At 58.5% G+C, this 23,554-nt stretch carries 28 protein-coding genes and 1 tRNA gene; 22 read left to right on the top strand and 7 right to left on the bottom strand.

What is annotated here, in order from left to right; genetic code table 11:
* Positions 1–9 precede the first annotated feature (9 nt).
* From fliO to AR306_RS06500, 7 genes are all read left to right on the top strand, one after another.
* Complete coding sequence (fliO, locus tag AR306_RS06530; RefSeq protein ID WP_240622502.1) at positions 10–510, top strand: flagellar biosynthetic protein FliO; 501 nt, start codon at positions 10–12, stop codon at positions 508–510.
* A complete protein-coding gene (fliP, locus tag AR306_RS06525) occupies positions 510–1,271 on the top strand; it encodes a flagellar type III secretion system pore protein FliP (protein ID WP_101496759.1) in 762 nt (253 codons plus the stop codon). The genes fliO and fliP overlap by 1 nt, the downstream gene beginning before the upstream one ends.
* Before the next feature lie 13 nt (positions 1,272–1,284).
* Positions 1,285–1,554, top strand: a complete 270-nt coding sequence (gene fliQ / locus AR306_RS06520; protein ID WP_101496758.1) for a flagellar biosynthesis protein FliQ — start codon at positions 1,285–1,287, stop codon at positions 1,552–1,554.
* Between the two features lie 9 nt (positions 1,555–1,563).
* A complete protein-coding gene (fliR, locus tag AR306_RS06515) occupies positions 1,564–2,337 on the top strand; it encodes a flagellar biosynthetic protein FliR (RefSeq protein ID WP_101496757.1) in 774 nt (257 codons plus the stop codon).
* A 40-nt stretch (positions 2,338–2,377) separates the two neighbouring features.
* Positions 2,378–3,517, top strand: coding sequence for a flagellar biosynthesis protein FlhB (gene flhB, locus AR306_RS06510; RefSeq protein ID WP_101496756.1), 1,140 nt, complete (start codon positions 2,378–2,380; stop codon positions 3,515–3,517).
* A gap of 154 nt (positions 3,518–3,671) precedes the next feature.
* On the top strand, positions 3,672–4,349 hold the full coding sequence (locus AR306_RS06505; RefSeq protein ID WP_101496755.1) for a response regulator: 678 nt from the start codon (positions 3,672–3,674) through the stop codon (positions 4,347–4,349).
* Positions 4,346–5,710, top strand: a complete 1,365-nt coding sequence (locus AR306_RS06500; protein ID WP_101496754.1) for an ATP-binding protein — start codon at positions 4,346–4,348, stop codon at positions 5,708–5,710. The genes AR306_RS06505 and AR306_RS06500 overlap by 4 nt, the downstream gene beginning before the upstream one ends.
* Here the strand turns inward: AR306_RS06500 and AR306_RS06495 are convergent.
* Complete coding sequence (locus AR306_RS06495) at positions 5,696–6,196, bottom strand: SprT family zinc-dependent metalloprotease (protein WP_101496753.1); 501 nt, start codon at positions 6,194–6,196, stop codon at positions 5,696–5,698. The genes AR306_RS06500 and AR306_RS06495 overlap by 15 nt on opposite strands.
* Before the next feature lie 246 nt (positions 6,197–6,442).
* On the opposite strand from AR306_RS06495, the gene AR306_RS06490 reads away from it, so the two are divergent.
* From AR306_RS06490 to AR306_RS06470, 5 genes are all read left to right on the top strand, one after another.
* Complete coding sequence (locus AR306_RS06490) at positions 6,443–7,273, top strand: HDOD domain-containing protein (RefSeq protein ID WP_133539580.1); 831 nt, start codon at positions 6,443–6,445, stop codon at positions 7,271–7,273.
* Between the two features lie 83 nt (positions 7,274–7,356).
* Positions 7,357–8,046, top strand: a complete 690-nt coding sequence (locus tag AR306_RS06485) for a TetR/AcrR family transcriptional regulator (protein WP_101496751.1) — start codon at positions 7,357–7,359, stop codon at positions 8,044–8,046.
* A complete protein-coding gene (locus AR306_RS06480) occupies positions 8,036–8,551 on the top strand; it encodes a L,D-transpeptidase (protein WP_101496750.1) in 516 nt (171 codons plus the stop codon). Before AR306_RS06485 ends, AR306_RS06480 begins: the two co-directional genes overlap by 11 nt.
* Before the next feature lie 38 nt (positions 8,552–8,589).
* Complete coding sequence (gene nagZ / locus AR306_RS06475; protein ID WP_101496749.1) at positions 8,590–9,579, top strand: beta-N-acetylhexosaminidase; 990 nt, start codon at positions 8,590–8,592, stop codon at positions 9,577–9,579.
* Between the two features lie 99 nt (positions 9,580–9,678).
* Entirely contained in the window at positions 9,679–10,419 is a 741-nt protein-coding gene (locus AR306_RS06470) for an S-methyl-5'-thioinosine phosphorylase (RefSeq protein ID WP_101496748.1), read from the top strand.
* Positions 10,420–10,434: 15 nt separating this feature from the next.
* Here the strand turns inward: AR306_RS06470 and AR306_RS06465 are convergent, their stop codons facing one another.
* Positions 10,435–11,763 (bottom strand): adenylate/guanylate cyclase domain-containing protein, encoded by a 1,329-nt coding sequence (locus AR306_RS06465; protein ID WP_407071193.1) that lies wholly within the window; start codon positions 11,761–11,763, stop codon positions 10,435–10,437.
* A gap of 340 nt (positions 11,764–12,103) precedes the next feature.
* On the opposite strand from AR306_RS06465, the gene AR306_RS06460 reads away from it, so the two are divergent.
* Positions 12,104–12,697: a nitroreductase family protein gene (locus AR306_RS06460; protein WP_101496746.1), complete on the top strand. Its 594-nt coding sequence runs from the start codon at positions 12,104–12,106 to the stop codon at positions 12,695–12,697.
* 50 nt (positions 12,698–12,747) lie between these two features.
* Here AR306_RS06460 and AR306_RS06455 read toward each other — a convergent pair whose 3' ends face one another.
* Positions 12,748–14,073, bottom strand: coding sequence for a sensor histidine kinase (locus AR306_RS06455; RefSeq protein WP_101496745.1), 1,326 nt, complete (start codon positions 14,071–14,073; stop codon positions 12,748–12,750).
* A 242-nt stretch (positions 14,074–14,315) separates the two neighbouring features.
* Here AR306_RS06455 and AR306_RS13160 point away from each other — a divergent pair, with 242 nt between their 5' ends.
* Positions 14,316–14,954 carry a hypothetical protein gene (locus AR306_RS13160; RefSeq protein WP_146002282.1) on the top strand — a complete coding sequence of 213 codons (639 nt, stop codon included), beginning with the start codon at positions 14,316–14,318 and terminating at the stop codon, positions 14,952–14,954.
* Between the two features lie 14 nt (positions 14,955–14,968).
* Here AR306_RS13160 and AR306_RS06445 read toward each other — a convergent pair whose 3' ends face one another.
* Genes AR306_RS06445 through AR306_RS06435 form a run of 3 tightly spaced genes read right to left on the bottom strand, consistent with a single transcriptional unit; the run spans position 14,969 to position 16,589 of the window.
* Positions 14,969–15,676, bottom strand: a complete 708-nt coding sequence (locus AR306_RS06445; RefSeq protein WP_101496743.1) for a response regulator transcription factor — start codon at positions 15,674–15,676, stop codon at positions 14,969–14,971.
* Positions 15,677–15,690: 14 nt separating this feature from the next.
* Positions 15,691–15,993, bottom strand: a complete 303-nt coding sequence (locus tag AR306_RS06440; protein WP_101496742.1) for a YciI family protein — start codon at positions 15,991–15,993, stop codon at positions 15,691–15,693.
* 2 nt (positions 15,994–15,995) lie between these two features.
* Positions 15,996–16,589, bottom strand: coding sequence for a septation protein A (locus tag AR306_RS06435; protein WP_101496981.1), 594 nt, complete (start codon positions 16,587–16,589; stop codon positions 15,996–15,998).
* A 74-nt stretch (positions 16,590–16,663) separates the two neighbouring features.
* Between AR306_RS06435 and AR306_RS06430 the strand changes: the two genes are divergently transcribed.
* The 5 genes from AR306_RS06430 (at position 16,664) to AR306_RS06410 (ending at position 20,466) form a co-directional block, all read left to right on the top strand.
* Positions 16,664–17,584 carry a PHP domain-containing protein gene (locus AR306_RS06430; protein WP_240622514.1) on the top strand — a complete coding sequence of 307 codons (921 nt, stop codon included), beginning with the start codon at positions 16,664–16,666 and terminating at the stop codon, positions 17,582–17,584.
* The gene (locus tag AR306_RS06425; RefSeq protein WP_101496740.1) at positions 17,581–18,204 is read left to right on the top strand and encodes an L-threonylcarbamoyladenylate synthase; all 624 of its coding nucleotides are present in this window, start codon (positions 17,581–17,583) and stop codon (positions 18,202–18,204) included. The genes AR306_RS06430 and AR306_RS06425 overlap by 4 nt, the downstream gene beginning before the upstream one ends.
* Positions 18,204–19,016, top strand: a complete 813-nt coding sequence (locus AR306_RS06420; protein ID WP_407071192.1) for a segregation and condensation protein A — start codon at positions 18,204–18,206, stop codon at positions 19,014–19,016. Before AR306_RS06425 ends, AR306_RS06420 begins: the two co-directional genes overlap by 1 nt.
* On the top strand, positions 19,013–19,792 hold the full coding sequence (gene scpB / locus AR306_RS06415) for an SMC-Scp complex subunit ScpB (RefSeq protein WP_101496738.1): 780 nt from the start codon (positions 19,013–19,015) through the stop codon (positions 19,790–19,792). Before AR306_RS06420 ends, scpB begins: the two co-directional genes overlap by 4 nt.
* A 143-nt stretch (positions 19,793–19,935) precedes the next feature.
* On the top strand, positions 19,936–20,466 hold the full coding sequence (locus tag AR306_RS06410; protein ID WP_101496737.1) for a copper chaperone PCu(A)C: 531 nt from the start codon (positions 19,936–19,938) through the stop codon (positions 20,464–20,466).
* A gap of 253 nt (positions 20,467–20,719) precedes the next feature.
* On the opposite strand, the gene gorA is transcribed toward AR306_RS06410, so the two are convergent.
* Positions 20,720–22,078: a glutathione-disulfide reductase gene (gene gorA, locus AR306_RS06405; RefSeq protein WP_101496980.1), complete on the bottom strand. Its 1,359-nt coding sequence runs from the start codon at positions 22,076–22,078 to the stop codon at positions 20,720–20,722.
* 144 nt (positions 22,079–22,222) lie between these two features.
* Here gorA and AR306_RS06400 point away from each other — a divergent pair, with 144 nt between their 5' ends.
* The 3 genes from AR306_RS06400 to AR306_RS06390 all read left to right on the top strand — a co-directional run bounded on the left by AR306_RS06400 (position 22,223) and on the right by AR306_RS06390 (position 23,522).
* Positions 22,223–22,402: a hypothetical protein gene (locus AR306_RS06400; protein ID WP_101496736.1), complete on the top strand. Its 180-nt coding sequence runs from the start codon at positions 22,223–22,225 to the stop codon at positions 22,400–22,402.
* A 175-nt stretch (positions 22,403–22,577) separates the two neighbouring features.
* Positions 22,578–22,665, top strand: a tRNA-Ser gene (locus AR306_RS06395).
* A 200-nt stretch (positions 22,666–22,865) separates the two neighbouring features.
* Positions 22,866–23,522 carry a Bax inhibitor-1/YccA family protein gene (locus AR306_RS06390; protein WP_101496735.1) on the top strand — a complete coding sequence of 219 codons (657 nt, stop codon included), beginning with the start codon at positions 22,866–22,868 and terminating at the stop codon, positions 23,520–23,522.
* Positions 23,523–23,554 lie beyond the last annotated feature (32 nt).

Below are 23,554 nucleotides of genomic sequence, written 5' to 3'. Positions count from 1 at the left end.
GAGGCCGGCATGAAATATCGTCTGCTGCAGTACACGACCGTTCTGTCCGGCATGTTGGCATGCTGGCCGCAGGCGTGGGCGGAGCAGGCTGGCAGCACTGCCAAGGGCTTGCGCGAGCCGGCCGTGGTGCTGGGCCGTACAACCGGCACGGCAGACATGGGCAGCCAGATGCTGCAGTTGTTGCTTGGTTTGTTGCTGGTTATCGGGCTGATTTTTCTATTGGCCTGGCTGACCCGCAGGGTGCAGCAGCGGCTGCCCGGTGGTCACGGCAGCGATACCATCCAGCTGGTGGCAACCCGTTCGCTCGGCCCGCGGGAGCGCCTGTTGCTGGTGCAGGTCGGCAAGGAGCAAGTGTTGCTCGGGCTTACCCCAGGCAGCATTGAAACCTTGCATGTGTTGCAGGAACCGGTTGAGGCGGCCATTCAGGACACGCAAACCGTTGGCGAATTTGCCCGGCGTCTGAAGCAGGCATTGCATCAGGGCGGGCCAGACAAAGACAAGGAAACCTGATGACACGCTGGTTACATGCTGTTTTCCTGCTGGGCGGGCTGCTATTCAGTTCCTGGGGCTTGGCTGCCGAGGGTAATCCGCTGGCGATCTCGGCCATCACCCTGAGCACTGATGCCCAGGGCCAGCAGGAGTATTCGGTCAGTCTGCAAATCCTGCTGATCATGACTGCGCTGGGTTTCATCCCGGCTTTTGTCATGCTGATGACCAGTTTCACCCGCATCATCATCGTGTTCTCCATTTTGCGCCAGGCACTGGGTCTGCAGCAGACGCCTTCCAACCAGATCCTGCTCGGGCTGGCGATGTTCCTGACCATTTTCGTCATGGCGCCGGTATTCGAGCGCATCAATGACGAGGCGCTGCAACCTTACATGAGCGAGCAGATCAGCGCACAGGAGGCGCTGAACCGGGCAGAAGTTCCGATCAAGGCGTTCATGCTGGCGCAAACCCGGGAAACCGATCTGGAGCTGTTCATCCGCATTGCCAAACGCACCGATATCGAGTCTGCCGAGGCCACGCCACTGACCATCCTGATTCCGGCGTTTGTCACCTCGGAGCTGAAAACCGCCTTCCAGATCGGCTTCATGATTTTCATCCCGTTCCTGATCGTGGATGTGGTGGTGGCCAGTATCCTGATGTCGATGGGCATGATGATGTTGTCGCCGCTGATCATTTCGTTGCCGTTCAAGATCATGCTGTTTGTGCTGGTCGATGGCTGGACGCTGATAATAGGTACGCTGGCCAACAGCTTTGGCACGCTCTAGGGAGACCGAAGACATGACACCCGAAATTGCGGTAGACCTGTTTCGAGAAGGCCTCTGGCTGATGGCCATGGCGGTGGCGGTGATCATCACGCCAAGCCTGATCATTGGCCTGTTTGTCGCCATGTTCCAGGCAGCGACGCAAATCAACGAACAGACCCTGAGCTTCTTGCCGCGCTTGCTGGTCAGCTTTGCCACATTAATGGTGATGGGGCCCTGGCTGGTGGGGCGCTGGCTGGATTTCACCCAGAAAATCATGGAAAACATTCCTTACCTGATCGGCTAGGGCGCAGTAATGATCGAATTGGGCAGTGCGGAAATAGGCGGCTGGATCAGCAGTTTTTTGCTGCCGCTGTTTCGTATTGCCAGTGTGCTGATGGTCATGCCGGTAATCGGCACCCAGATGGTTCCGGCACGGGTGCGCCTGTACATGGCGCTGGCGATCACAGTGGCACTGGCTCCGGTGTTGCCCGATATGCCGGCTGTGGAAGCGCTCAGCCTGCAGGTGGTTTTGCTGATTGGCGAACAGATCCTGATCGGGGCGTTGCTGGGTTTTTCCCTGCAGCTGCTGTTTCATGTCTTCGTCTTTACCGGTCAGCTGGTTTCGATGCAGATGGGGCTTGGCTTCGCATCGATGATGGACCCGGCCACCGGCGTTTCGGTACCGGTGCTGGGCCAGTTTTTGCTGATGCTGGTTACTCTGCTGTTTCTGGCCATGAACGGGCATCTGGTGGTGTTTGAAGTGCTGGCCGAAAGTTTTGTCACCTTGCCGGTGGGTAGCGGTCTGCCACTGGACAACTTTGCCCTGCTGGCCGGCCGCCTGAGCTGGGTGATCGGCGCCGCGCTGTTGCTGGCATTGCCGGCGATCAGCGCCTTGCTGGTGATCAATATCGCCTTTGGCGTGATGACCCGGGCCGCACCACAGCTGAATATTTTTACCATCGGTTTTCCGATGACCCTGATTCTGGGCATGATCATCTTCTGGATCTCCACCGCCGACATACTGGCCCACTTTGAGCGCATGACCAGCGAAACGCTGCTGCTGATGCGGGGGCTGGTGCGCAGCTGAGCCGCTTGCCGGCATGGTCGCAGCCGTATACGGGTAAAACATGGCAGAAAACGAAAGCGGTGCGGAAAAGAGCGAAGACCCCACGGCCAAGCGCAAACAGCAGGCCCGTGAAAAAGGGGAAATCGCCCGCTCGCGCGAGCTGAATACGCTGGCCATCCTGCTAGGCGGGACCGCCGGCATGCTGCTGTTTGGTGCCCATCTTGGCACCAAGATGCTGGAGGTGATGCAGCTCAACTTCGACTTGCCACGCGAGCTGCTGTACAGCGAAAGATACATGGCCCTGCACCTGCTGTTTGCGGCCAAGAGTGCGGCTGAGGGATTGTGGCCGTTGTTTCTGGTCTTGCTGGCAGCAGCGGTGATTGGCCCGGTCGCCCTGGGCGGCTTCCTGTTCACCATGGAGCCGCTAACGCCCAAGTTCAGCCGTTTGAATCCGCTATCCGGGCTCAAGCGCATGTTTTCGGTCAAGTCGCTGGTCGAGCTGGCCAAGGCATTGGCCAAATTCCTGGTGGTATTGATGGTGGCGCTGCTGGTGCTGTCAAGGGCACAGGAAGGGTTGTTTGCCCTGGCTCATCAGCCACTGGAGCATGCCATCCTCAGTGCCATGCAAACCATTGGCTGGTGTTCCTTGTGGCTGGCCTGCGCAATGATCCTGATTGCCGCGGTCGATGTGCCGTTCCAGATGTGGGACAGCAAGCAGAAACTGAAAATGACCAAGCAGGAAGTCAAGGACGAACACAAGGACTCTGAAGGCAAGCCCGAGGTCAAGGGGCGCATCCGTCGCCTGCAGATGGAAATGGCACAGCGGCGCATGATGGAAGCGGTGCCGGAAGCCGACGTGGTAATCACCAACCCGACTCACTTCTCGGTGGCCCTTAAGTATGACGAAGATGGCAACCGGGCACCGGTGCTGCTGGCCAAGGGCGGCGACAACCTGGCACTGAAAATCCGCGAGATTGCCAACCAGCACCAGATCATTGTGCTTGAATCGCCCCCGCTGGCGCGGGCGCTGTACTATTCCACAGAGCTGGACGAGGAGATTCCCGCCGGGCTGTACATGGCGGTGGCCCAGGTGCTGGCCTATGTCTACCAGTTGCGCCAGTTCCACGCCGGCAAGGGCAAGCGCCCGCGTCCTCTGGGTGACAGCCTGCCGATACCGGACGAGCTGCGTCGCGACGAATAGTGTTACCGGTTCAGCACGGGTTCAGTTGCTTTTTGGCATGATGTTGCGGGTGCTTTGTGGCTGTTTGCCGTGGCGGGACAGGCCTGAAAACCGGGCTGTTGTCGTCGGGCGACACGCTGTTGTATTACAGCCGGAAAATTAAGGTGGAAAGAACATGAAGTTGCTGGTGGTTGAAGATGAGGCACTGTTGCGCCATCACCTGCATACACGCCTGACTGAAGCGGGCCACGTGGTTGATGCAGTCGGGGATGCCGAGGAAGCGCTATTCCGGGTTGCCGAATTCAATCATGACCTGGCCATTGTCGATCTCGGATTACCGGGCATGGATGGCATGGCACTGATCAGGGAGCTGCGCCGGCTGGGGCACGGCTTTCCCGTCCTGATCCTGACCGCTCGTGGCAACTGGCAGCACAAGGTCGAGGGTCTGGCGGCCGGCGCGGATGATTATGTGGTCAAGCCCTTCCAGTTTGAAGAGCTGGAGGCGCGGCTCAATGCCTTGCTGCGCCGCTCGTCGGGCTTTGTCCAGTCCACCATTGAGGCCGGCATCCTGGAGCTTGACCTGAACCGCAAACAGGCCAGCATCGAAGGCGAACCCCTGCAACTGACCGCCTATGAATACCGGATCCTGGAATACCTGATGCGTAACCACCAGCAGGTGATCGCCAAGGAACGCCTGATGGAACAGCTGTACCCGAACGACGAGGAGCGCGACGCCAACGTGGTCGAGGTGCTGGTCGGCCGTTTGCGGCGCAAACTGGAAGGCGGCAGTGGCTTCAAACCGATTGAGACGGTACGCGGGCAGGGCTATATCTTCAACGAGCCTTGCCGATGAGCTCTGACAGCAACAAAGGATTCTCCCTGCGCGCCCGGCTGATGCTGGGCGCCACTGTCATGGTGTTTGTGTTTTTGCTCGGTTTGTACCCGGCATTGCAGCAAATCTTTACCCGCGCCCTGGAACAGGCTGTCGAACAGCGGCTGGCGGCCGATGCCAGCGCGCTGATTTCCGCTGCCCGGGTGGTTGATGGCCAGTTGCATATGCCCGACAAGCTGCCCGACGAGGAGTTTCCGGTGTTGCCGGCCCGCCAGCTGGGCTTCATTTATGACAGCCAGGGACAGCTGGTCTGGCGTTCGCGCTCGGCCAGTGAACACAAGGTTGACTACCAGCCGCGCTATGACGGGCGTGGTCATGTCTTTACCCGTGCCTGGGACCAGCAGGGACAGGCTTTTTTTGTCTATGACGTCGAAATAGACTTGCTGCGCGGCAGCAGTGCCGCCTACAGCATCATCACCATGCAGGCCGTACGCGACTACCGTCCGATGTACAAGAGCCTGAAGCGCCAGCTGTATGTGTGGCTGGCCGGTTCGCTGGTGTTCCTGCTCGGTTTTTTGTGGCTGGGGCTGGGCTGGGGTACCCGCAGCTTGCGTCACCTGAGCCGTGAACTGGATGAAGTTGAAAATGGCCAACGCAAGGCGCTGAGTGATGAGCACCCCAACGAGTTGCTGCGCCTGACCCGGTCGCTCAACCGGCTGCTCGACAGCGAACGTCAGCAAAGCCAGAAATACATGCACTCGCTGGATGACCTGGCGCACAGCCTGAAAACACCGCTGGCGGTCTTGCAGGGCGTGGGTGAGGTATTGTCACAGCAACCGGCCAATGCGGAGCAGGCCCGCACCCTGCAAACACAGGTCGGCCGCATGAGTCAGCAGATCGGTTATCAGCTGCAGCGGGCCAGTTTGCGCAAAAGCGGCCTGTTGCGTCACCGAGTCCGGCTGGCTCCTGTGGTGCAGACACTGCTGGATGCCCTGAACAAGGTCTATCACGACAAGCAGATCCGGGTGGAGCAGATCTATCCGGCAGAGCTGCGCATGCCGGTCGAGCAGGGCGCCCTGTACGAGATGCTGGGCAACCTGCTGGAAAACGCCTACCGCCTGTGTCTGGGGCATATCCGCATCAGCGCCGGCAAAAGCGGAAGCCATTATGAACTGGTTATCGAGGATGACGGCCCCGGTGTGCCGGCCAGCCAGCGTGAGCGCATCCTGCAACGGGGTGCGCGACTGGATACCCAGAATCCGGGGCAGGGAATAGGTACCGCAGTGGTCAAGGACATCATCGAAAGCTATGACGGTCAGCTGCAGATTGAGGAGTCGACGCTGGGTGGCGCCAGCTTCCGTATCCTGTTACCGCTGAATTAACTTGCGCTCCATCTTTCCGGTGAATACCAGCGGCTGCCTGCAGGCCTTGCACAGATAGCACTGTCCTTTCCTGACCCGTGCATGCCGCTGGGCGCTGAAGTCATGCTGACGGCAACGGCAGGCATAGGCGTACAGGGTTTTCCAGGCAGGTGGTAGCCGGTAACTGTGGCAGCGCTCCGCTGGCAGGCCGAATACCTGCAGCATGATGTTTTGCCATTGCGTGCCATGTGGCCGGATATTTTTGCCGTGCAGCCGGTAGGCAAGCAGGTGTGCCACCTCGTGGGCAACCGTCTGTTGCAGGAAATGCCGGCTGTTTTCACGATAGAGCAGCGGGTTGAAGCGCAGCCGGTTGACTTGCGGATAAGCCATGCCTGCTGACTGGCCACGCAGGTCGAGGCAGATGTCCGGGCGCTCAAAGCTGCGGCCATAATGACGCTCTGCCAAAACATAACATTCCTCGGTGCGCTGTCTGATCATTTCGGGCATTATTTTCTCCACTGGTATTGCTGTGTACAGCAGGCCCTGTTTATTGACGTCAAATAAACGTGGCTAATGAAAAATCTTTTGTACATCAAGATGTTGAAGTTCGTCTATACTGTTGCCAGAACTTCCGGGGCACCATCGCCCTGAATCAGGCCCGGGCTGGAGGGCGCTTGTGCTGTGCACTATGACCGGTTGCAGGCAACCGTGGCCGGTTTCGCGGGATTTGTTCGCCAGGATCTGGAGTTACACGTGAAAGAACGGGCATTGCAACTGCTGAAGCAGATCGAACATGACATTGCTGCCAACCGGATGATCCTGCCATCATTGCCGGAAGTGGCCGTGCGCGTACGCCAGCTGCTGGGCAACGCGGATTGCAGTATAACCGCGCTGGAACAGCAAATCAGCAAGGATGCCGCCATGGCTGCCCGTTTGCTCAAGGTCGCCAACAGTTCGATCATGTCACGCGGCAACAAGGTCAGCTCTCTGCATCATGCCATAGTCAACCTCGGCTTCAGTCTGGTCGGTTCACTGGTGACCCAAATGGCGATTCTGCAAACCATGAGCAAGAGTCGTGATGTCGGGCGGCTGGAAGGCTTTGTTGCCAGCAGTTTGCGCATCAGCTCGCTGTCGCATTCAATTGCCGACCAGTTTGACCATCTGGACCCGGAACTGGCCTCCCTGGGCGGTCTGCTGCACGATATCGGCAAGCTTCCGCTGCGCGAGTACCTGTACAGCAATCCTGAATTCAGCATGGATGAACGCCTGCAATTCGAGCTGATCCTGCATCCTTATGTAGGCGCCATCCTGCTCAAACACTGGAGCATGCCTGATGTGCTGATCCAGATTGCGTTTTATCATGAGCGGATCATGCGAGACAGTCCGGGGCAGCTTCCTGATTATATCGATGTCGTGCTGGCTGCCAACCTGATGCATTACGGGACTGACCAGGGGCGTTATCGGGCCTTCAGGAACCAGCCCATTCCCGCGCTGCAAAAATGCCTGCGTACCGACCGGCTGGCCGAGCTGGAAGGCTCGATCGAGGACCGGATGGAAATGGCCCTTGCCCTGATCGAAAACTGAAATGCTGGCAGATTGTACCGCGCAGAAGATTTGACGTAAGATTGCGTTCAAACAAATGTTTGAATTTCTGTCAGGACTTACATATGGCGCAACCCGACACCGTTGAACGCATCCTGGATGCGGCAGAAAGCCTGTTTGCCGAAAAAGGCTTTGCTGAAACTTCGCTCAGACAGATAACCGGCAAGGCACAGGTTAACCTGGCGGCTGTGAACTATCATTTCGGATCGAAAAAATCACTGATCCAAGCGGTGTTTGCCCGCTTTCTCGATCCGTTCTGTGCAAGTCTGGACAGTGCCCTGGATCAGCACCAGAACGGGGATGGCGAAACCATTACGCTGGGCTCCCTGCTGCAGTTGTTGGTAGAGCAGACTCTGGTGCTCAAGCCGCGCAGCGGTCACGACCTGTCCATTTTCATGCGTCTGCTTGGCATGGCCTTTACGGAAAGCCAGGGGCACTTGCGGCGTTTTCTCAACGAGCGTTACGGTACCACCTGGCGGCGTTACATGGGATTGCTGCAGCAGACCGGGCCGCAGATTTCACCGGTCGAACTGTTCTGGCGGGTACACTTCATGATCGGTACCGTTGCTTTCAGCATGTCCGGCATCAAGGCGCTGCGCGCCATCAGTGAATCCGATTTTTCTACCCGGGTCTCCACGGAGCAGGTGATGCGCCTGATGCTGCCCTTCCTGGCTGCCGGCATGCAGGCTCCGGGAGCTGGCCTGGAACTGACCCGGCAGCCGCCCCGGGAAGCGGAACAAACAGATGTCGTGTAATCGTAACGAGACAGGAGAAGGGCAGGTTGATGCGTTGTTTGTGTCCATTGGCCAGCAACGCATGACAGCCTATGACGGTGAGCGACTGGTCAGCACACACCGGATTTCAACTGCCCTGGCCGGTCCCGGCGAGCAGAAAAACTCCGGGTGTACCCCACGGGGAAAGCATTACATCAGGGCGAAAGTCGGTCAGGGCTTGCCGGTCAATGCGGTTCTCAGGGGGCGTCGCTGGACTGGCGAAATCTGTACTGCTGGGGTTTATGCGGAAAATCCGCACCGGGACTGGATTTTAACGCGCATCCTCTGGTTAAGCGGCTGCGAACTGGGCCATAATCGCCTCGGTGATGTTGATACCTTTCAACGTTATATTTATATCCATGGCACGCCAGAACTGGAGTTGCTGGGGCAGCCGGTCTCCCATGGCTGCATCCGCATGGATAACCACGAGCTGATAGAGCTCTTCAATCAAGTTGCTGCAGGCACCCTGGTTCACATCAGCGAGTAACCTTGCACCTGCGGCATTCGTGCAAGGAAACACATTCTATGCAGGGCTCCCTCATGCTGGATGTCGAGGGTTTCTGGCTGACCGCCGAAGACCGTGCCATCCTGCGCCAGCCACAAGTTGGCGGCGTCATCCTGTTCAGCCGCAATATTGAACATCCGCAGCAGGTGGCCGAGCTGTGCCGCAGCATTCGCCAGCTGCGTCCCGACATGCTGATTGCCGTTGACCAGGAGGGTGGCCGGGTACAACGCCTGCGCCGCGGTTTTACCCGGCTGCCATCAATGCATGCCATTGCCGCTGCCGATGATCCTGTCACCGCAGCCCTGCAGGCCGGCTGGCTGATGGCGGCAGAAGTGCTGGCCGTTGGCATCGACTTCAGTTTTGCACCGGTTCTTGATCTGGACTATGGCCACAACAGCGTGATCGGTCATCGTGCCTTTGGCAAGGACCCCGCGCAAGTCATCAGGCTTGGCGGTGCCTTCATGGACGGCATGCGCCGGGCCGGCATGGCAACGGTCGGCAAACATTTTCCCGGTCATGGCTGGGTTGCGGCCGACTCGCACTTTGACATTCCGGTTGACGAGCGCAGCCTTGCCAGCATCCGTACCAGCGACCTGCAGACCTTTGCAGGTCTGGTCGGGCGAATGGACGGCGTGATGCCGGCCCACATCATTTACTCTCAGGTTGATGAGCAGCCCGCCGGTTTCTCGCGTTTCTGGCTGCAGCAGGTCCTGCGTGCGGAGCTGGTCTTCAAGGGCGTGATTTTCAGTGACGATCTGTCGATGGCCGGTGCCCACGTGGCTGGTGACATGCGCCAGAGGACCTTGGCAGCAATCAGTGCCGGTTGCGACATGATTCTGGTCTGCAATGACCGGGCCGGGGCCGAGCAGTCCCTGAGCTGCCTGCAACAGGAAAAAGCGTTGCCGGCGGCCCGGTTGGCCTGCATGCGTGCTCGCCAGCTGTATTCTGAAACCATTGACTGGCCTGTCTGGTCACGGGCTCGCCAGCTGGTACAAAAAATACCCGCTTGATGTTTGCACGGCGTTGGCTGCGTTGCCGTGATGCAGGGTGAGTTGCCCCGTGCAGGTGCAGGCAAGCCAGAAAAATTCATGCAAAGAAGGAACACAACAATGACAACAACCTACGCAATTATCGGTGGCACCGGGCTGACCCGGCTGGACGGGCTGGTGATCCGCAATGCGGAAGTGATTGAAACTCCTTACGGGCCAACTTCTTCGGCCATCCTGTCCGGCAAGTATGCCGGCCGACAGGTCATGTTTCTGGCCCGTCATGGCCATCCTCACCGGATTCCACCCCACCAGGTCAATTATCGCGCCAATATCTGGGCCCTGCGCCAGGCCGGTGCAGACCAGATCATCGCGATCAATGCGGTTGGCTCGATTGCCACCGGGCTTGAAACCGGGCATTTCTGCGTGCCGGACCAGATTATCGATTACACCTGGGGCCGCAAACATACGTTTTTCGAGGATGAGCTGGAGCAAGTCACCCATATCGACTTCAGCCATCCCTATGATGCGAACCTGCGCAAGCGCCTGATCGCTGCCGTTGCTGCCCATGGTTTTGCCTGTAAAAACCACGGAGTCTATGGCTGTACCCAGGGGCCGCGCCTGGAGACCGTGGCTGAAATCCGGCGCCTGGAGCGTGACGGCTGTGACATTGTCGGCATGACCGGCATGCCGGAAGCCGCGCTGGCCCGCGAGCTGGGGCTGGGCTATGCCTCGCTGGCACTGGTTGTCAACCCGGCTGCCGGCAAGGCTGCGGGGCTGATCAGCATGCACCAGATTGAGCGCGCACTGTCCGGCGGCATGGAAAAGGTAGGCAAGGTGCTGGCCCGGGTGCTGTCGGCCTGACGATTGCCAGACGGATCATTCCTGTAACTGTGCCAGAGCCTCGTTAAGTACCCGGACCACATGATCGATGTTTTCCAGCTCCAGGTTGGCAGTGTCCAGTTGCATCGAAAAGCCCGGCAGCTCGTGTGCCAGGTAGCTGCGGGCCGGTCCCAGGTCACGGCGATAGTCCATGACCTGGTAAATGGAAACCGGGCGGGCAAAGCCCTTGACCTGGATCTGTCCCTTGTCGCGTCCCATGATCTTGTCCTTGATCAGGGTATAGGTCTCACCGGAAATCAGGATTTCATCGGCCCCGGCCGCGCTTTCCAGCCGGCTGGCCAGGTTCACCTCCCGCCCGATGACGGTGTAATCCATGCGTGACTCGGCACCAAAGGTACCAACCGTGCAATAGCCGGTATTCAGCCCCATGCGGATTTCCAGGCGCTTGTGGATACCCTTGGCCTGCCAGCGCTGGCGCAGGGTGCTCATGTGCTTGCGCATTTCGATGGCCATCGATACGGCAGAAATGGCATCGTGCCGGGCCCCGCGGGACCGGGTGTCGCCAAAGAATACCATGATGCTGTCACCAATGAATTTGTCCACGGTGCCGCCGTGCTTGATGGCAATCGCCGTCATTTCACTCAGATAACCGTTGAGTATGTCGGTCAGGTCTTCGGGCTCCATTTCTTCGGACAGGTCGGTGAAGCCCTTGATGTCGGAAAAAAATACGGTCAGTTTCTTGCGCTGGGTTTTGAAGGGGTCTGACAGGGTATTGTTTTTCCTGAAAACCAGATGCCATACCTGGGGCGACAGATATTTGGCCAGGTCCCGTGACAGGTTGTCATGCCGGTCCTGGCTTGCCTGCATTTCCTCGCGTAACAGCTGGATGTTCTGGGCATGTCGCTGCAAGAGCAGGGCACAAACAGCCAGTTGCAGGAGTAGCAGTGCCATGCTCAGGGCGGTGGTGAGCGGGGGAGTATCGAGGTTGACCGGCACAGCCAGCAACAAGCCGCTACTGCTGCCGAGGATCAACAGCAACAATCCGGGCAGGGCATACCATGCTTCACGGCGCAGCAGGAGATAAAAAAACAACAGGCAAACGGATGCTAGGGCAGGGACCAGGGCAAAACCGGACAGGCTGATGGCGATGCCGAGATGCAACGCATCAACGGACAGGAGGGCCGGGTTGGCCGGTATATTCCCCGCGCGCCGGCATATCAGGGTGGCAGCAATCTGGCTGGTGTGGGGATATAGCAGCAGATACAGGGCAAAGAACGTGGCACTCTGTGAAAAGCTTTGCTCCAGCCAGCCGCAAAGCAAGACCAGCGCCAGTCCGGTAAATGCCATGACCCGTTGCAGGTACATGCTGCCATGCTTGTGCTGCAGCCCCTCGCCGTTCAGGACAAGACCCCAGTTGGCAAGAAAGGCGTAATTATATCGTTTGTTGTTCATGTGAACTCTATCAACTGCAAGCAGGCCGTAATGTGTCCGAATCTACAGTGCCGCCGATTTTACATGATGTTACACTTGGCGAGGCGCCCACATGCTACGCTCCTTTGGTTGCAAGGCCAAGAGGCGGGCGGATCAGGGACGTAGCCGGAGACGAGCCCCACAAACGGGCAGCCACCTTTTGGCGTCATCACTGGCAGGTGCAAACAGCAGTTGCCGTGCAATCTTGTTTTCATGTCTTACTCGGGTCGAAACGATGAATCAGGCGCTACAGTTACTTCTTGAACGCACGTCCAGTCCACGCTTGCAGCAGCCCGCGCCCAGCGCGGAACAGCTTGAGTTATTGTTCCGGGCTGCGCTGTGCGCTCCCGATCATGGCCAGATCCGGCCGTGGCGCTTTTTGGTGGTTGAAGGGCAGGGGTTGGTCGAACTCGGTGAACTGTATGCCAGTGCCTTGTTGCAGAACAACCCCGCTGCCAGCACCGAGCAGCTCAGGCGCGCGCAGGCCATGCCGCTACGGGCTCCGATGATTATCGTCCTGATTGCCTGTTTGCAGGAACACCCGAAGGTGCCCGAGTTTGAGCAGATCATCGCGGCTGGCTGTGCCGGGCATGGCATTCTGTTGGCGGCTCAGGCCATGGGGCTGGGAGCATTCTGGCGTTCCGGCGAGTTTTGCAACAACGCGGTCGTGGCTAACGGGCTGGGCCTGCAAGAGAATGAAAAACTGATTGGTTTCATGTATCTGGGAACACCCTCCCAGCCGGCCAAGCCGGCTTCGCGCCCGGCTCCGGCTGCCTTTGTCGGCCATTGGCCGCCCCCTGGACTGGAGCCCACCCGGCCACAGGCTTGACTGCTGGCCTGAAACGCCCGTCAACAATACGGTTTCAATCGTTCATTCAATTATTCGATGCGGCCTGCCGGCAAATGGATGCTGGCAACAAAGCCGCCTTCGATATGGTTGCCAAGCTCCAGCCGGCCTTTTAGCTGCTCAACACAGCGCAGGGCTATGGTCAGACCCAGCCCATAGCCATTGGCGGATTGCCCGGCAGCGCGGACAAAGGGCTCGGCAAGACGATCCAGAAGATCCGCCGGCGCTCCGGGCCCTTGATCCCTGATCTGCAGCAGGATTCCTTGCCCGTCGGGTTGCATTCTTGCGCTGAGGCTGATCGCCTTGCCGACCGGATTGAAACGCAGGGCGTTGCGCATCAGGTTGTCCAGCACGCGTTCGAGAGTCCGCGCATCGGTATGCAGTTCCAGCCCGGCCGGACAGTCCAGTTGTATCTGCTGTTCGGGCTCAAGCAGTCTGGCGTCTTCCACCAGCCCGGTCAGCAGGGGCAATAGCTGTACCTGTTCGGGATTGGGTTGCTCCCGGGTGATGCGGGCAAGCGTCAGTATTTCATCGATCAGGCTGTCGAGCCGCTCGCACTCCAGACGCAGCCTGGGCCATAGCTCTTTGCGTTTTTCTTCGGTGGCCCGCTCGGTCAGGGCAAGGCCTACCTGCAAGCGCGCCAGCGGCGAACGCAGTTCGTGTGAGACATCCCGCAGCAGCTGCCTCTGGCTGCTGAGCAAGCCCTGCAGCCGTTGTCCCATACGGTTGAAGTCTCTGGCCAGTACACCAAACTCGTCACGACGCCTGGCCATCCTGGCCAGGCTGTCCTGCTGGTAGGCGGTTTCGCCCAGTTCGTGGACGGCATTGCGCAAGCGCGTCAGTGGGCGGGTGATGGACAGGGTCAGCAGCAGGCTGGCCAGGGTAATCACCAGCACGGCAATGATCAGCATGGCACCGGGGCCGGTGATGCGGCTTCTTTGCCATTTGCTGATTTCCATTGGCGGCATCCGGTAAACAAACAGCAGGTTCTGTTCTGGGTTGAGGCTGACTTCCTGTGTCAGGCGGCGCCAGGTCGAGCGATGCAGCTCCTCAATTTCATTGGCCCTTTCGTTGCCGCGCATGCGGCCATTGCTGGCGATCATCTGGCCGTCTTCGGCAAAGACCTGCACATCGATATGGTGGGCGCGGCGGGCCTGCTGCAACACCTGCTGTGCCGGTTTCAGCTGGGCCCGGCTATAGTGCTCGAGCCACTGGGCCGAGAGGTTTTTCAGGCCCGGATGCTGCGACAGCAACCAGCTGTCCTGGTTGAAAAGACGGGTGACGAGGAAGGTCAGGGCTCCGGTCAGGATCAGTGCCAGCCAGAGGACGCCGAGAATGCGCCAGAAAATTGATCTCATGCTTGTGTCCTTACGGCAAATCGCCGGCTTGCTGGCCGGCGGTTGTGGCTGTGTCTGCTGACTGGCCCGAGGGAGGGAGAAAGCGGAATGTATCTTAGCATGAAAGAAAGTGCCGGTTTTATGCCGGCAGCAGCGGACTTCCAGTGCTCCGGTGCTGCTGCAGTTCTCGTGTAGCCGGCAGGTTATCCGTTCGCCGCTTTAGCCCGGGGCATGATGTTTCAACGCAGATTACGGCTGTGTTGATGTTGTTTGCCATGGCCGCCATGCATGCCTTTGTTCATGTGCTTCCGGTTGGCGTATGCCTTGGTGCCATGTTTCTTGTCATGCATGCGCTGTTTGTCGTGGCGGGCATGTTGTTTGTGCTTTTGCTGCATGTTCTTGTGCATCGGGCCACGCTTGCTGTGCTGTTCAAGGCGCTGATTGTGGCCGGCCTGCATTTTCTCTTGCTGGCGGTCAAAGGCCATGCGCTGTTCGGGAGTCAGCAGGTTGCGCAGTTCGGCATGATGGCGGTCGCGCTGTGCCTGCATCTGGCGCTGGTGTGCGTCGCTTTGTTCCAGACGCCGCTGCTGCATTTCCTTGTGATGCTTTTGCTGTTCGGCCCGGTGAGCCTGGCGTTTTTCTTCGAATTGCTGGCGCTGGCGTTCATCAAGGTTCAGTGCCTGCAGTCGGCGCTGGTCATTTTTCTGCCAGTGATTGCGGTCATGCTGATTGGTGTCGGCAGCATGGGCACCGGCAAAAGGCAGGACGGCAGCAAGGGCAAGGGCGGTCAGTTTGATACGCATGGGATAATCTCCTGTGTGCGGGGTCCGGTGTTCCGGCTTGGGAGACAGTATGACCTGACGGGAGTAAAGTGCAGTCAGGCCAGTGTAAAGGCGAAGTAAAGCCGGCAGGCTGCTCAGGGCACGCTGGCAGCCGTGGTATAGAGGTAGCCGCGGCCGCGAATCGATACGATACGCGGCTCGCCATTGGCGTTTGGACCCAGTTTACGGCGCAAGTTGCTGATGTGCATGTCGATGCTGCGATCATACAACGTCAGCTTGCGTTCCAGCGCACGCTCGGTCAGCTCGTGCTTTTCAATCGGTTCTTCCGGCCGGCTGAGCAACACCTCGAGAATCCTGCCTTCGGAAACCGTCAGGCTGATCTCTTCTCCGTTGAGGATGGCGGTGCCACGGGCCGGGCTGTACTCCAGGTCGGCATAATGCAACAGGGCAGGGGGGGCCGTCTCTCCACCGGCTGTCTGGCTACGACGCAGAACAGCCTTGAGGCGGGCGGTCAGTTCGCGCGGATCACAAGGCTTGGAGAGATAGTCATCCGCTCCCAGTTCCAGCCCGAGAATTCGGTCGGTCGGCTCCCCGCGAGCCGACAGCATCACCACTGGCAAGCCCTTGTGACGGGTGCGCAAGGTGCGCAATAGCTCGAGACCATTGCCATCCGGCAGCATCACGTCGAGGACAACGGCGTCCGGCAGCTGGCTGTCGTCAAGGCGCAGCAGGGCGCTGGCGGTATCGTGCAAGATTTCGACCTGGAAACCATCCTGCTCCAGCCAGGCTCCGAGCAGGCTGCAAAGCTCCTGGTCATCATCCACGAGCAATACATGGTTCATGGCAGCAACACCTGTCAACGCGGAAAGACCTTGAGAAACGGACGAACCTGAACGCCTGCGTAAACACCGGCGGCAACATAGGGATCGGTATCCGCCCATGCCTGTGCGGCCTCCAGCGAAGCGAACTCGGCCACCACCAGGCTGCCGCTAAAGCCGGCATCGCCAGGCGCAACACTGTCGATTGCCGGCGTGGGCCCGGCCAGTACCAGACGGCCTTGCTCCTGCAGGCTTTCCAGGCGCTCGAGGTGGGCCGGGCGGGCAGCGAGGCGTCGCTCCAGGCTATCGCTCACGTCAGTGGCAAAAATTGCATACAACATGTTCAGGCTCCTTGGGAAGGTGTTTCGGGCGGGGTCTGGATGTGGCGGGCAATGTAAAAGCCCTGGCCAATCAGGAACAGCACGGTCATGCCGAGGCTGCCGAAGACCTTGAAATCGACCCAGATGTCATGGAAGGTGAAGGCAACAAACAGGTTGGCGGCACCGGCCACAATGAAAAACAGGACCCAGGCCATGTTGAGCTTGCGCCATACAGGCTCGGGCAACGACAGGGCATGGCCCATCATGCGCTGGATCAGCGGTTGTTTGCCAATGAACTGGCTACCCAGAAAAGCCAGGGCAAACAGCCAGTTGACGACAGGCGCTTTCCACTTGAGGAAGGTTTCGCTATGAAAGGCCAGCGTCAGGCTGCCAAATACCAGGCAGCCGGCCAGTGTCAGCCACTGGCTTTTTTCGAGCCGTCTTTGTGCTACAAACAGCGCACCATAAACCAGTAGCGAGCTGGCAATCAGCACTGCGGTGGCGCTGAAAATTCCACCCAGTGTCCAGTGCAGGCCCAGCAACTCCAGCTCCCGTGGCTCCAGCTTGAACACGATGAAAAACAGCAGCAAAGGGATAAAATCGATAAATTGTTTCACAATGTCGGCCAACCTTTATGAGAAGGGGCATAATATAGCAAACCCAGACCTTTTCTTTAACCGGAGCCCTGCAAATCAATACTTCAAGCAGCACTGACGTTCAGCGCAGCCCCTTTTCCATCGACCTGCATTGTCACAGTACAGCATCCGACGGTGCTCTGACACCGACCGCACTGGTGCAGCGTGCCCATGAACGCGGCATCCGCATCCTGGCCCTGACCGATCATGACACCCTCAAGGGCATCGGCGAGGCCCGGCAGGCCTGTGATGCGCTGGGCATGCATCTGGTCAACGGCATCGAACTGTCCTGCACCTGGGCGGCGACCACCATTCATGTGCTGGGGTATGACTTTGCGCTGGACTCGATTCCGCTCAATGCATTGATCAGGCGCTTGCAGGACGGACGCTGGCAGCGGGCGGAAAAGATCAGCCAGCGCCTGGCGGCCAAAGGCATGCCGGGCTGTCTGGAAGGTGCCAGGGCGATACAGGCCGGGCTGGGCGAGCAGGAGCAGCCGCCGGCCCGCCCGCATTTTGCCGCCTACATGGTGCAGGCCGGATACGCCAGGGATCACGCTGAAGCCTTTGACAAGTGGCTGGGGGCGGGCAAGCTCGGTGACGTGAAACAGTTTTGGCCGGAGTTTGCCGAAGTCATGCAGGTGCTGGGTGAGGCACAGGCCTTCACCAGCCTGGCGCACCCCTATCACTACAGCTTTACCCGCAGCAAGCGCCGGCGGCTGGTGGCGGATTTTGCCGAGCGGGGAGGGCATGCGCTGGAGGTCAGCAACGGTCCTCAGCCGCCCGAGCAGGTGGGCACGCTGGCTGTCATGGCCCGCGAGTTCGGTTTGAAAGTCACCGCCGGCAGTGATTTCCATATGCCGCGCAACTGGTCCGAGCTTGGCCTGTACCGGGCTCCGGCAAGTGATTTGACGCCGTTATGGCATAGTTTTGCAGTACCGGATTCCCTGCGGGAACCGGAGATTGGAGTTTTACCATGAAATTTTTCCAGATTCACTCAGAAAACCCCCAGCCCCGGCTGGTTCTCCAGGCCGTGGATGTCATTCGCAAGGGCGGGGTTGTCATTTATCCGGCGGACTCATCCTATGCAATGGGTTGCGGAGTTGGTGAAAAGGCCGCGCTGGACCGCATCCGTCAGATTCGCCGGCTGGATGACAAGCACAACTTTACCCTGATGTGCCGCGACCTGTCCGAGCTGGGCCTGTATGCCAAGGTGGGTACCAGTGCGTTCCGCTTGCTCAAGGCGCATCTGCCCGGGCCCTATACCTTCATTCTGGATGCAACCCGTGAGGTGCCGCGCATGCTGATGCATCCAAAGCGCCGTACCATCGGCCTGCGCGTACCGGCCAACCCGATAGCGCAGGCTTTGCTGCAGGAGCTGGGCGAACCGCTGATGAGCGTGAGCCTGATCATGCCCGGAGAAAAGGAGCCAATGAGCGATCCTTATGAAATCCGTGACCGGCTGGAGCACCTGGTAGACCTGATCATTGATGGCGGTTACGGCACTTATGAGGCTTCGACCGTAGTCAGCCTGGTGGGCGAGCAGCCGGAAATCATCCGTTATGGCAGCGGTGATGCCAGTGCTTTCGAGGATGCCTGATAGTGGCGGCCGGGCAGCTTGAGGCCCAGTTGCACGAGCAGCTGCCGCTGGCGCTGGTGTATGGCGAGGCCCTGAGCAGCCTGCCACAGGATCTGTACATCCCGCCGGATGCGCTGGAGGTGATCCTGGACGCCTTCGAAGGCCCGCTTGACTTGTTGCTGTACCTGATCCGCAAACAGAACATCGACATTCTGGATATTCCGGTGGCCGACATCACCCGTCAGTACATGCAATATGTCGAGCTGATGCGTACGGCCCGACTGGAATTGGCGGCAGAGTATCTGGTCATGGCGGCGATGCTGGCCGAAATCAAATCACGCATGCTGCTGCCGCGGCAACAGGCCGGTGATGACGAAGAAGACGATCCGCGCGCCGAGCTGGTACGCCGGCTGCAGGAGTACGAGCGCTTCAAGGAAGTGTCGGAAAAACTGGACGAGCTGCCAAGGGTAGGGCGGGATATTTTTCTGCCGGTGCTGCAGGTTGAAGCCATGCGCAGTGCAAACACCCCCCCGGCCGTGGATATGCAGGAATTGCTGCAGGCACTGGCCGAGGTTTTGCGTCGCGCCGACATGTATGAAAGCCATCAGGTCAGTCGTGAAACCCTGTCGACCCGTGAGCGCATGGGCATTATTCTTGAGCGGTTGCGTGATAGCGGTTTTGTGCCTTTTCGGCGTTTTTTCACTCCGGAAGAAGGCCGGCTGGGTGTGGTGGTGACATTCATGGCCATTCTGGAGCTGGTCAAGGAAAGTCTGGTGGAATTGATACAAAACGAGCCCTATGCCGAAATTCACGTACGGATCAGCCAGTCATGAACCGCCCGCCTGTCAGTTTGCCCCATATCATCCAGGCATTGCTGTTGGCCTGGCGCAAGCCGTTGTCCCTGCAGCAAATTCAGGAGCTGCTGGAGCCGGAACAACTGGATGGCGCGGAAATTTTGGCAGCGCTGGAGCAGCTGGAAAGCAGTCTGACCAATACCAGTCCTTTGCGTCTGGTCAGGGTTGCCAGCGGCTACCGTCTGCAAATTTGTGGCAGCTACACACCATATATCGAGCGCCTGTGGGAAGAACGGCCACAACGTTATTCGCGGGCCTTGCTGGAAACCCTGGCGCTGGTGGCTTACCGGCAGCCGGTGACCCGTGGCGAAATCGAGGACGTGCGCGGTGTCATGGTCAGCAGTCATATCATCAAAACCCTGCAGGAGCGCGACTGGATCAAGGTGGTTGGCCACAAGGAAGTGCCGGGCCGGCCGGCACTGTTCGCCACCACCAGGGCCTTTCTGGATTATTTCAACCTGCGTGGACTTGACGAGTTGCCGCCGCTGCGCGAAGTGCGGGACCTGAGTGCTGCCTTCGAGCGTCTGCAGGACAGCCGGCTCGGTGATGTTGCCGTTCCCGCAGAAGCAGGAACACGGAATCGGGATGATGAAGATGGCCGTGCTGAAGACACACCGGTGCAGGAGTTGAGCTTCAGTCATTTGCTGGCCGAGCTGGAAAAAATGGAAAGCAACCTGAAAACCGATTTTGAAGATCTTGATGTCTCGACAGAGACTGACAAGGAACAATCCGGTTTGGCTGAGCCTGGAAATTGATAACAGCACATGAGAGCCATAATGGATATTATGTTAAATTGAGTGTGCGACGATAAATCGCACGCAGGTATTTGCGTTACTGCTTTCATTTCTTGCTAGGCTTTCATCCTTTCCGTCGTCATTACTTGCTGGAGTTCTTGTTCATGGGAAAAAACATTGCCAAATCCTTCGTGCTTGCCGCTGCACTGGGCTGTTCCTTGTCACTGACCCATGGCATGGCTGCCGAGGTGCACTTAGCCGAAGCGGCCAAAGGCGCCTATGCGGCTACACAGGGCAATCTTGGCATCACCACGCCCTGGTCGCGTGCCGTGCCGCCTACTGCGCATACAGGAGCGCTGTTTGTCAGCATTCGTAACCAGGGTGCACAGGATTTTCTGGTCGCCGCCCATGCGGAGATTGCCGATACGGTGGAATTGCACACTCACGTGCACGCAGACGGCCTGATGAAGATGCAACAGGTGGAACAGGTCGAAGTACCGGCCGGTGGCACGCTGGAGCTGGCTCCCGGCAGCTACCACATCATGCTGATCGGCCTGCGCGAACCCCTGCGGGAAGGCATGCGCTTCCCTGTCCGGCTGGATTTTGCAGCAAGCGGCAGTGTCGAGCTGGAAGCCGAAGTCAGGAGCATGGATGCCGGTACCGGAGCTGAACATTCACAACACGCCCATCACTGAGGCAGGTGCTGCCTAGTGGCCTGTACGGCTAATTCCATTAGTCAATTTCGGCGTCTGAGGCTCCGATGCTGCGTTGCTGCTCCTCGCCATAGCCCCGCTATGACTCGTCACAGCGCCTTGCCCCGAATCCCCAGCCATCCGAACTTGAGTTAACGAACTAGCCGTTCAGGCCACTAGCAGCCACCAGTGGCTATGTATGAAAGTATGAAAGCCGGATCACCCGGCTGCTGCCGGGTGTTGTTGTCGGGCCGGCTTAGCGCGCCGGTGTGCGCATGGTGACGAATTCTTCCGCCGCCGTCGGGTGAATGCCGATGGTGTCATCAAACACCGACTTGGTCGCCCCCGCTTTCAGTGCCACGGCCAGCCCCTGGATCAGCTCGCCGGCATCCGGGCCCAGCATATGGCAACCCAGCACCCGATCGCTCTGCTTATCGACCACAAGCTTCATGAAGATGCGCTCGCTGCTGTCGGTAAAGCTTAGTTTCATTGGCCGGAAGCTGCTGGTGAAAATGCTGACGTCATGCCCTGCCGCTCTGGCCTGCTCTTCCGTCAGGCCGACAGTGGCGATGTTTGGCAGTGTGAATACGGCCGTTGCAATGCAGTCATAACTGACCGGTTTGTACTCTTCCGGCTTGAACAGGCGACGTGCCACAGCCATGCCTTCGGCCAGTGCCACCGGGGTTAGTTGCGGGCCTGCAATCAGGTCGCCAATGGCCAGAATGCCCGGCTCCGAGGTCTCATACTCAGCGTTGACCTTGACCAGTCCATGACTGTCGAGCTCGACATTGACGTTTTCCAGCCCGAGGCTGTCCAGCATCGGGCGACGACCGGTGGCACAGAACACGCAGTCCACCAGCAGGCTGCCGCCTTCTTCAAGTGTCACTTTAAGTTCGTCGCCATGTCCTGTTTTTTCAATGGATTGCACGTTGCTATTAAAGTGAAGCTTTACGCCCTTGGCCTGCATGCTGTCACGCATGTGCTCGCGCACCTCGTGGTCAAAGTGACGCAGGAACAGGTCACCGCGGTAGGACACATGGGTTTCACTGCCCAGGCCATTGAAGATGGAGGCGAATTCCAGCGCAATGTAACCGCCGCCGATTACCAGTACCCGTTTCGGTTGCCGCTCGAGAAAGAACACCTGGTTGGAGTCGATCATCAGCTCCTTGCCGGGGATGTCCGGCAGCACCGGCCAGCCGCCGGTAGCCAGCAGGATGTGTTGCGCTGTATGAGTCTGGCCATTCACTTCGACCTGGTGCGGGCCGGTGATGCGCGCATGGCCGTTGAGCAGAGTCACCCCGCTGTTTTCCAGCAGGCGAGCGTAAATGCCGTTCAGGCGCCCTATTTCCCGGTTCTTGTTGGCAATCAGCGTCGGCCAGTCGAAGCTGGTGGCCGATGCATCCCAGCCGAAGCTGCGGCTCAGTTCGATGTCTTCGCTGCTGTGGGCGGCATAGGACATCAGCTTTTTCGGTACACAACCAACGTTGACGCAGGTGCCGCCCAGATAGCGGCTTTCGGCAACAGCCACCCTGGCACCGAAGCCGGCAGCAAAGCGCGAAGCACGCACACCGCCTGATCCGGCACCAATAACGAACAAGTCAAAATCGTAATTCATGTTGATCCCCGGCAAATTAGGCAAAACAAAAGTATAGCAAAAGCCCGACAGGGACATTTGTTTGTTGATCTGTGGAGTTGACGGGCGTAGCCAGCCGGTAGACCATTGGCGGGTTCGCAAAGCCTGCTGCAAGGAGACAGGAACTTGACTATCATCGCGATTCTTCTGGTTATTGCCGCCTTTTTTGGTGGCTGGTGGTATACCGTACACACATTGAAAGGCATGGATTCGCTGTTTCCACATCTACTTGGCATACCGGTCGGTTTTGTGGCCATGTTCTGTCTGGCCTGCATCTTTTTCTTTTTCGGGGTATTTTCCATTTAGCGGTGCTGTTGCAGGGTGGCGGGGCTGATACGGACTGGAGAACTGTCGGAGTGTGCCCTGGCAGCTTCTATTTTGCTGATAGCCCACCTTTTCACCCGAAACCGGCATGATCCGGATTGCATGAAAAATCTGTTTGACAGATGTTTTCTATACTGTAGAATCACCGCCGCAATATGGAGGAGTGGCCGAGCGGCTGAAGGCAGCGGTCTTGAAAACCGCCGAAGGGCAACTTTCCGTGAGTTCGAATCTCACCTCCTCCGCCATATTTTCTTTTAAATCCCTGTTTTTACAGGGATTTTTTTTGCCTGGAATTCAGATGTGACCATGTTGGGCACTTTTGGCCGGCAGTTTGGTCAATAGTGGCAGCGAATTTCAAGCTGTATGCAGCGGGCACGGGCTTCTGCTATTCTTGCTGCAACCTGCAAACCCGCTGTGGTACATACCAACAAGGAGAATCAACAGCATGCAACGTTTCAATACCCATGAGGTGGCCATCGAGCGCGCCGGCAATTCGGTGTTGCGCAACACCTATGGCCTGCTGGCCCTGACACTGGCTTTCAGTGGCCTGGTCGCCTTTGTATCCCAGCAAATGGGCCTGCCCCACCCCGGCCTGCTGCCTACCCTGATTGGCTTCTATGGCCTGATGTTCGCCACGGTACGCCTGCGCAACTCGGGCTGGGGGCTGGTTACCACCTTTGCCCTGACCGGCTTCATGGGCTATACCCTGGGCCCGATCCTGAACATGTACCTGGGCATGCATAACGGTGCACAGGTCATTTCCTCGGCGTTCACCATGACCGCACTGGTATTTGGCGGCCTGTCCGCTTTTGTGCTGATCACCCGCAAGGACATGAGCTTCCTGCGCGGCTTCATCACTGCCGGCTTTTTTGTGCTGCTGGCAGCAATTGTTGCCAGCCTGATCTTTGACCTGTCTGCCTTCCAGCTGGCGATCAGTGCCGGTTTTGTACTGTTCTCGTCAGCCATCATCCTGTACCAGACCAGCGAGCTGATCAACGGCGGCGAAACCAACTACATCATGGCGACCATCAACCTGTATGTATCGATTTACAACCTGTTTCTCAGCTTGCTGCAGATTCTGGGTGTAGCCAACAACGACTGATTGTCTGCTGTTACCAAGCCCCGCCTGACAGC

Source organism: Thiopseudomonas denitrificans, assembly GCF_002866065.1.
Lineage (GTDB): Bacteria > Pseudomonadota > Gammaproteobacteria > Pseudomonadales > Pseudomonadaceae > Thiopseudomonas > Thiopseudomonas denitrificans.
Note: the sequence above shows the minus strand (reverse complement) of the source record. Positions and strands in the feature narration are given on the sequence as shown.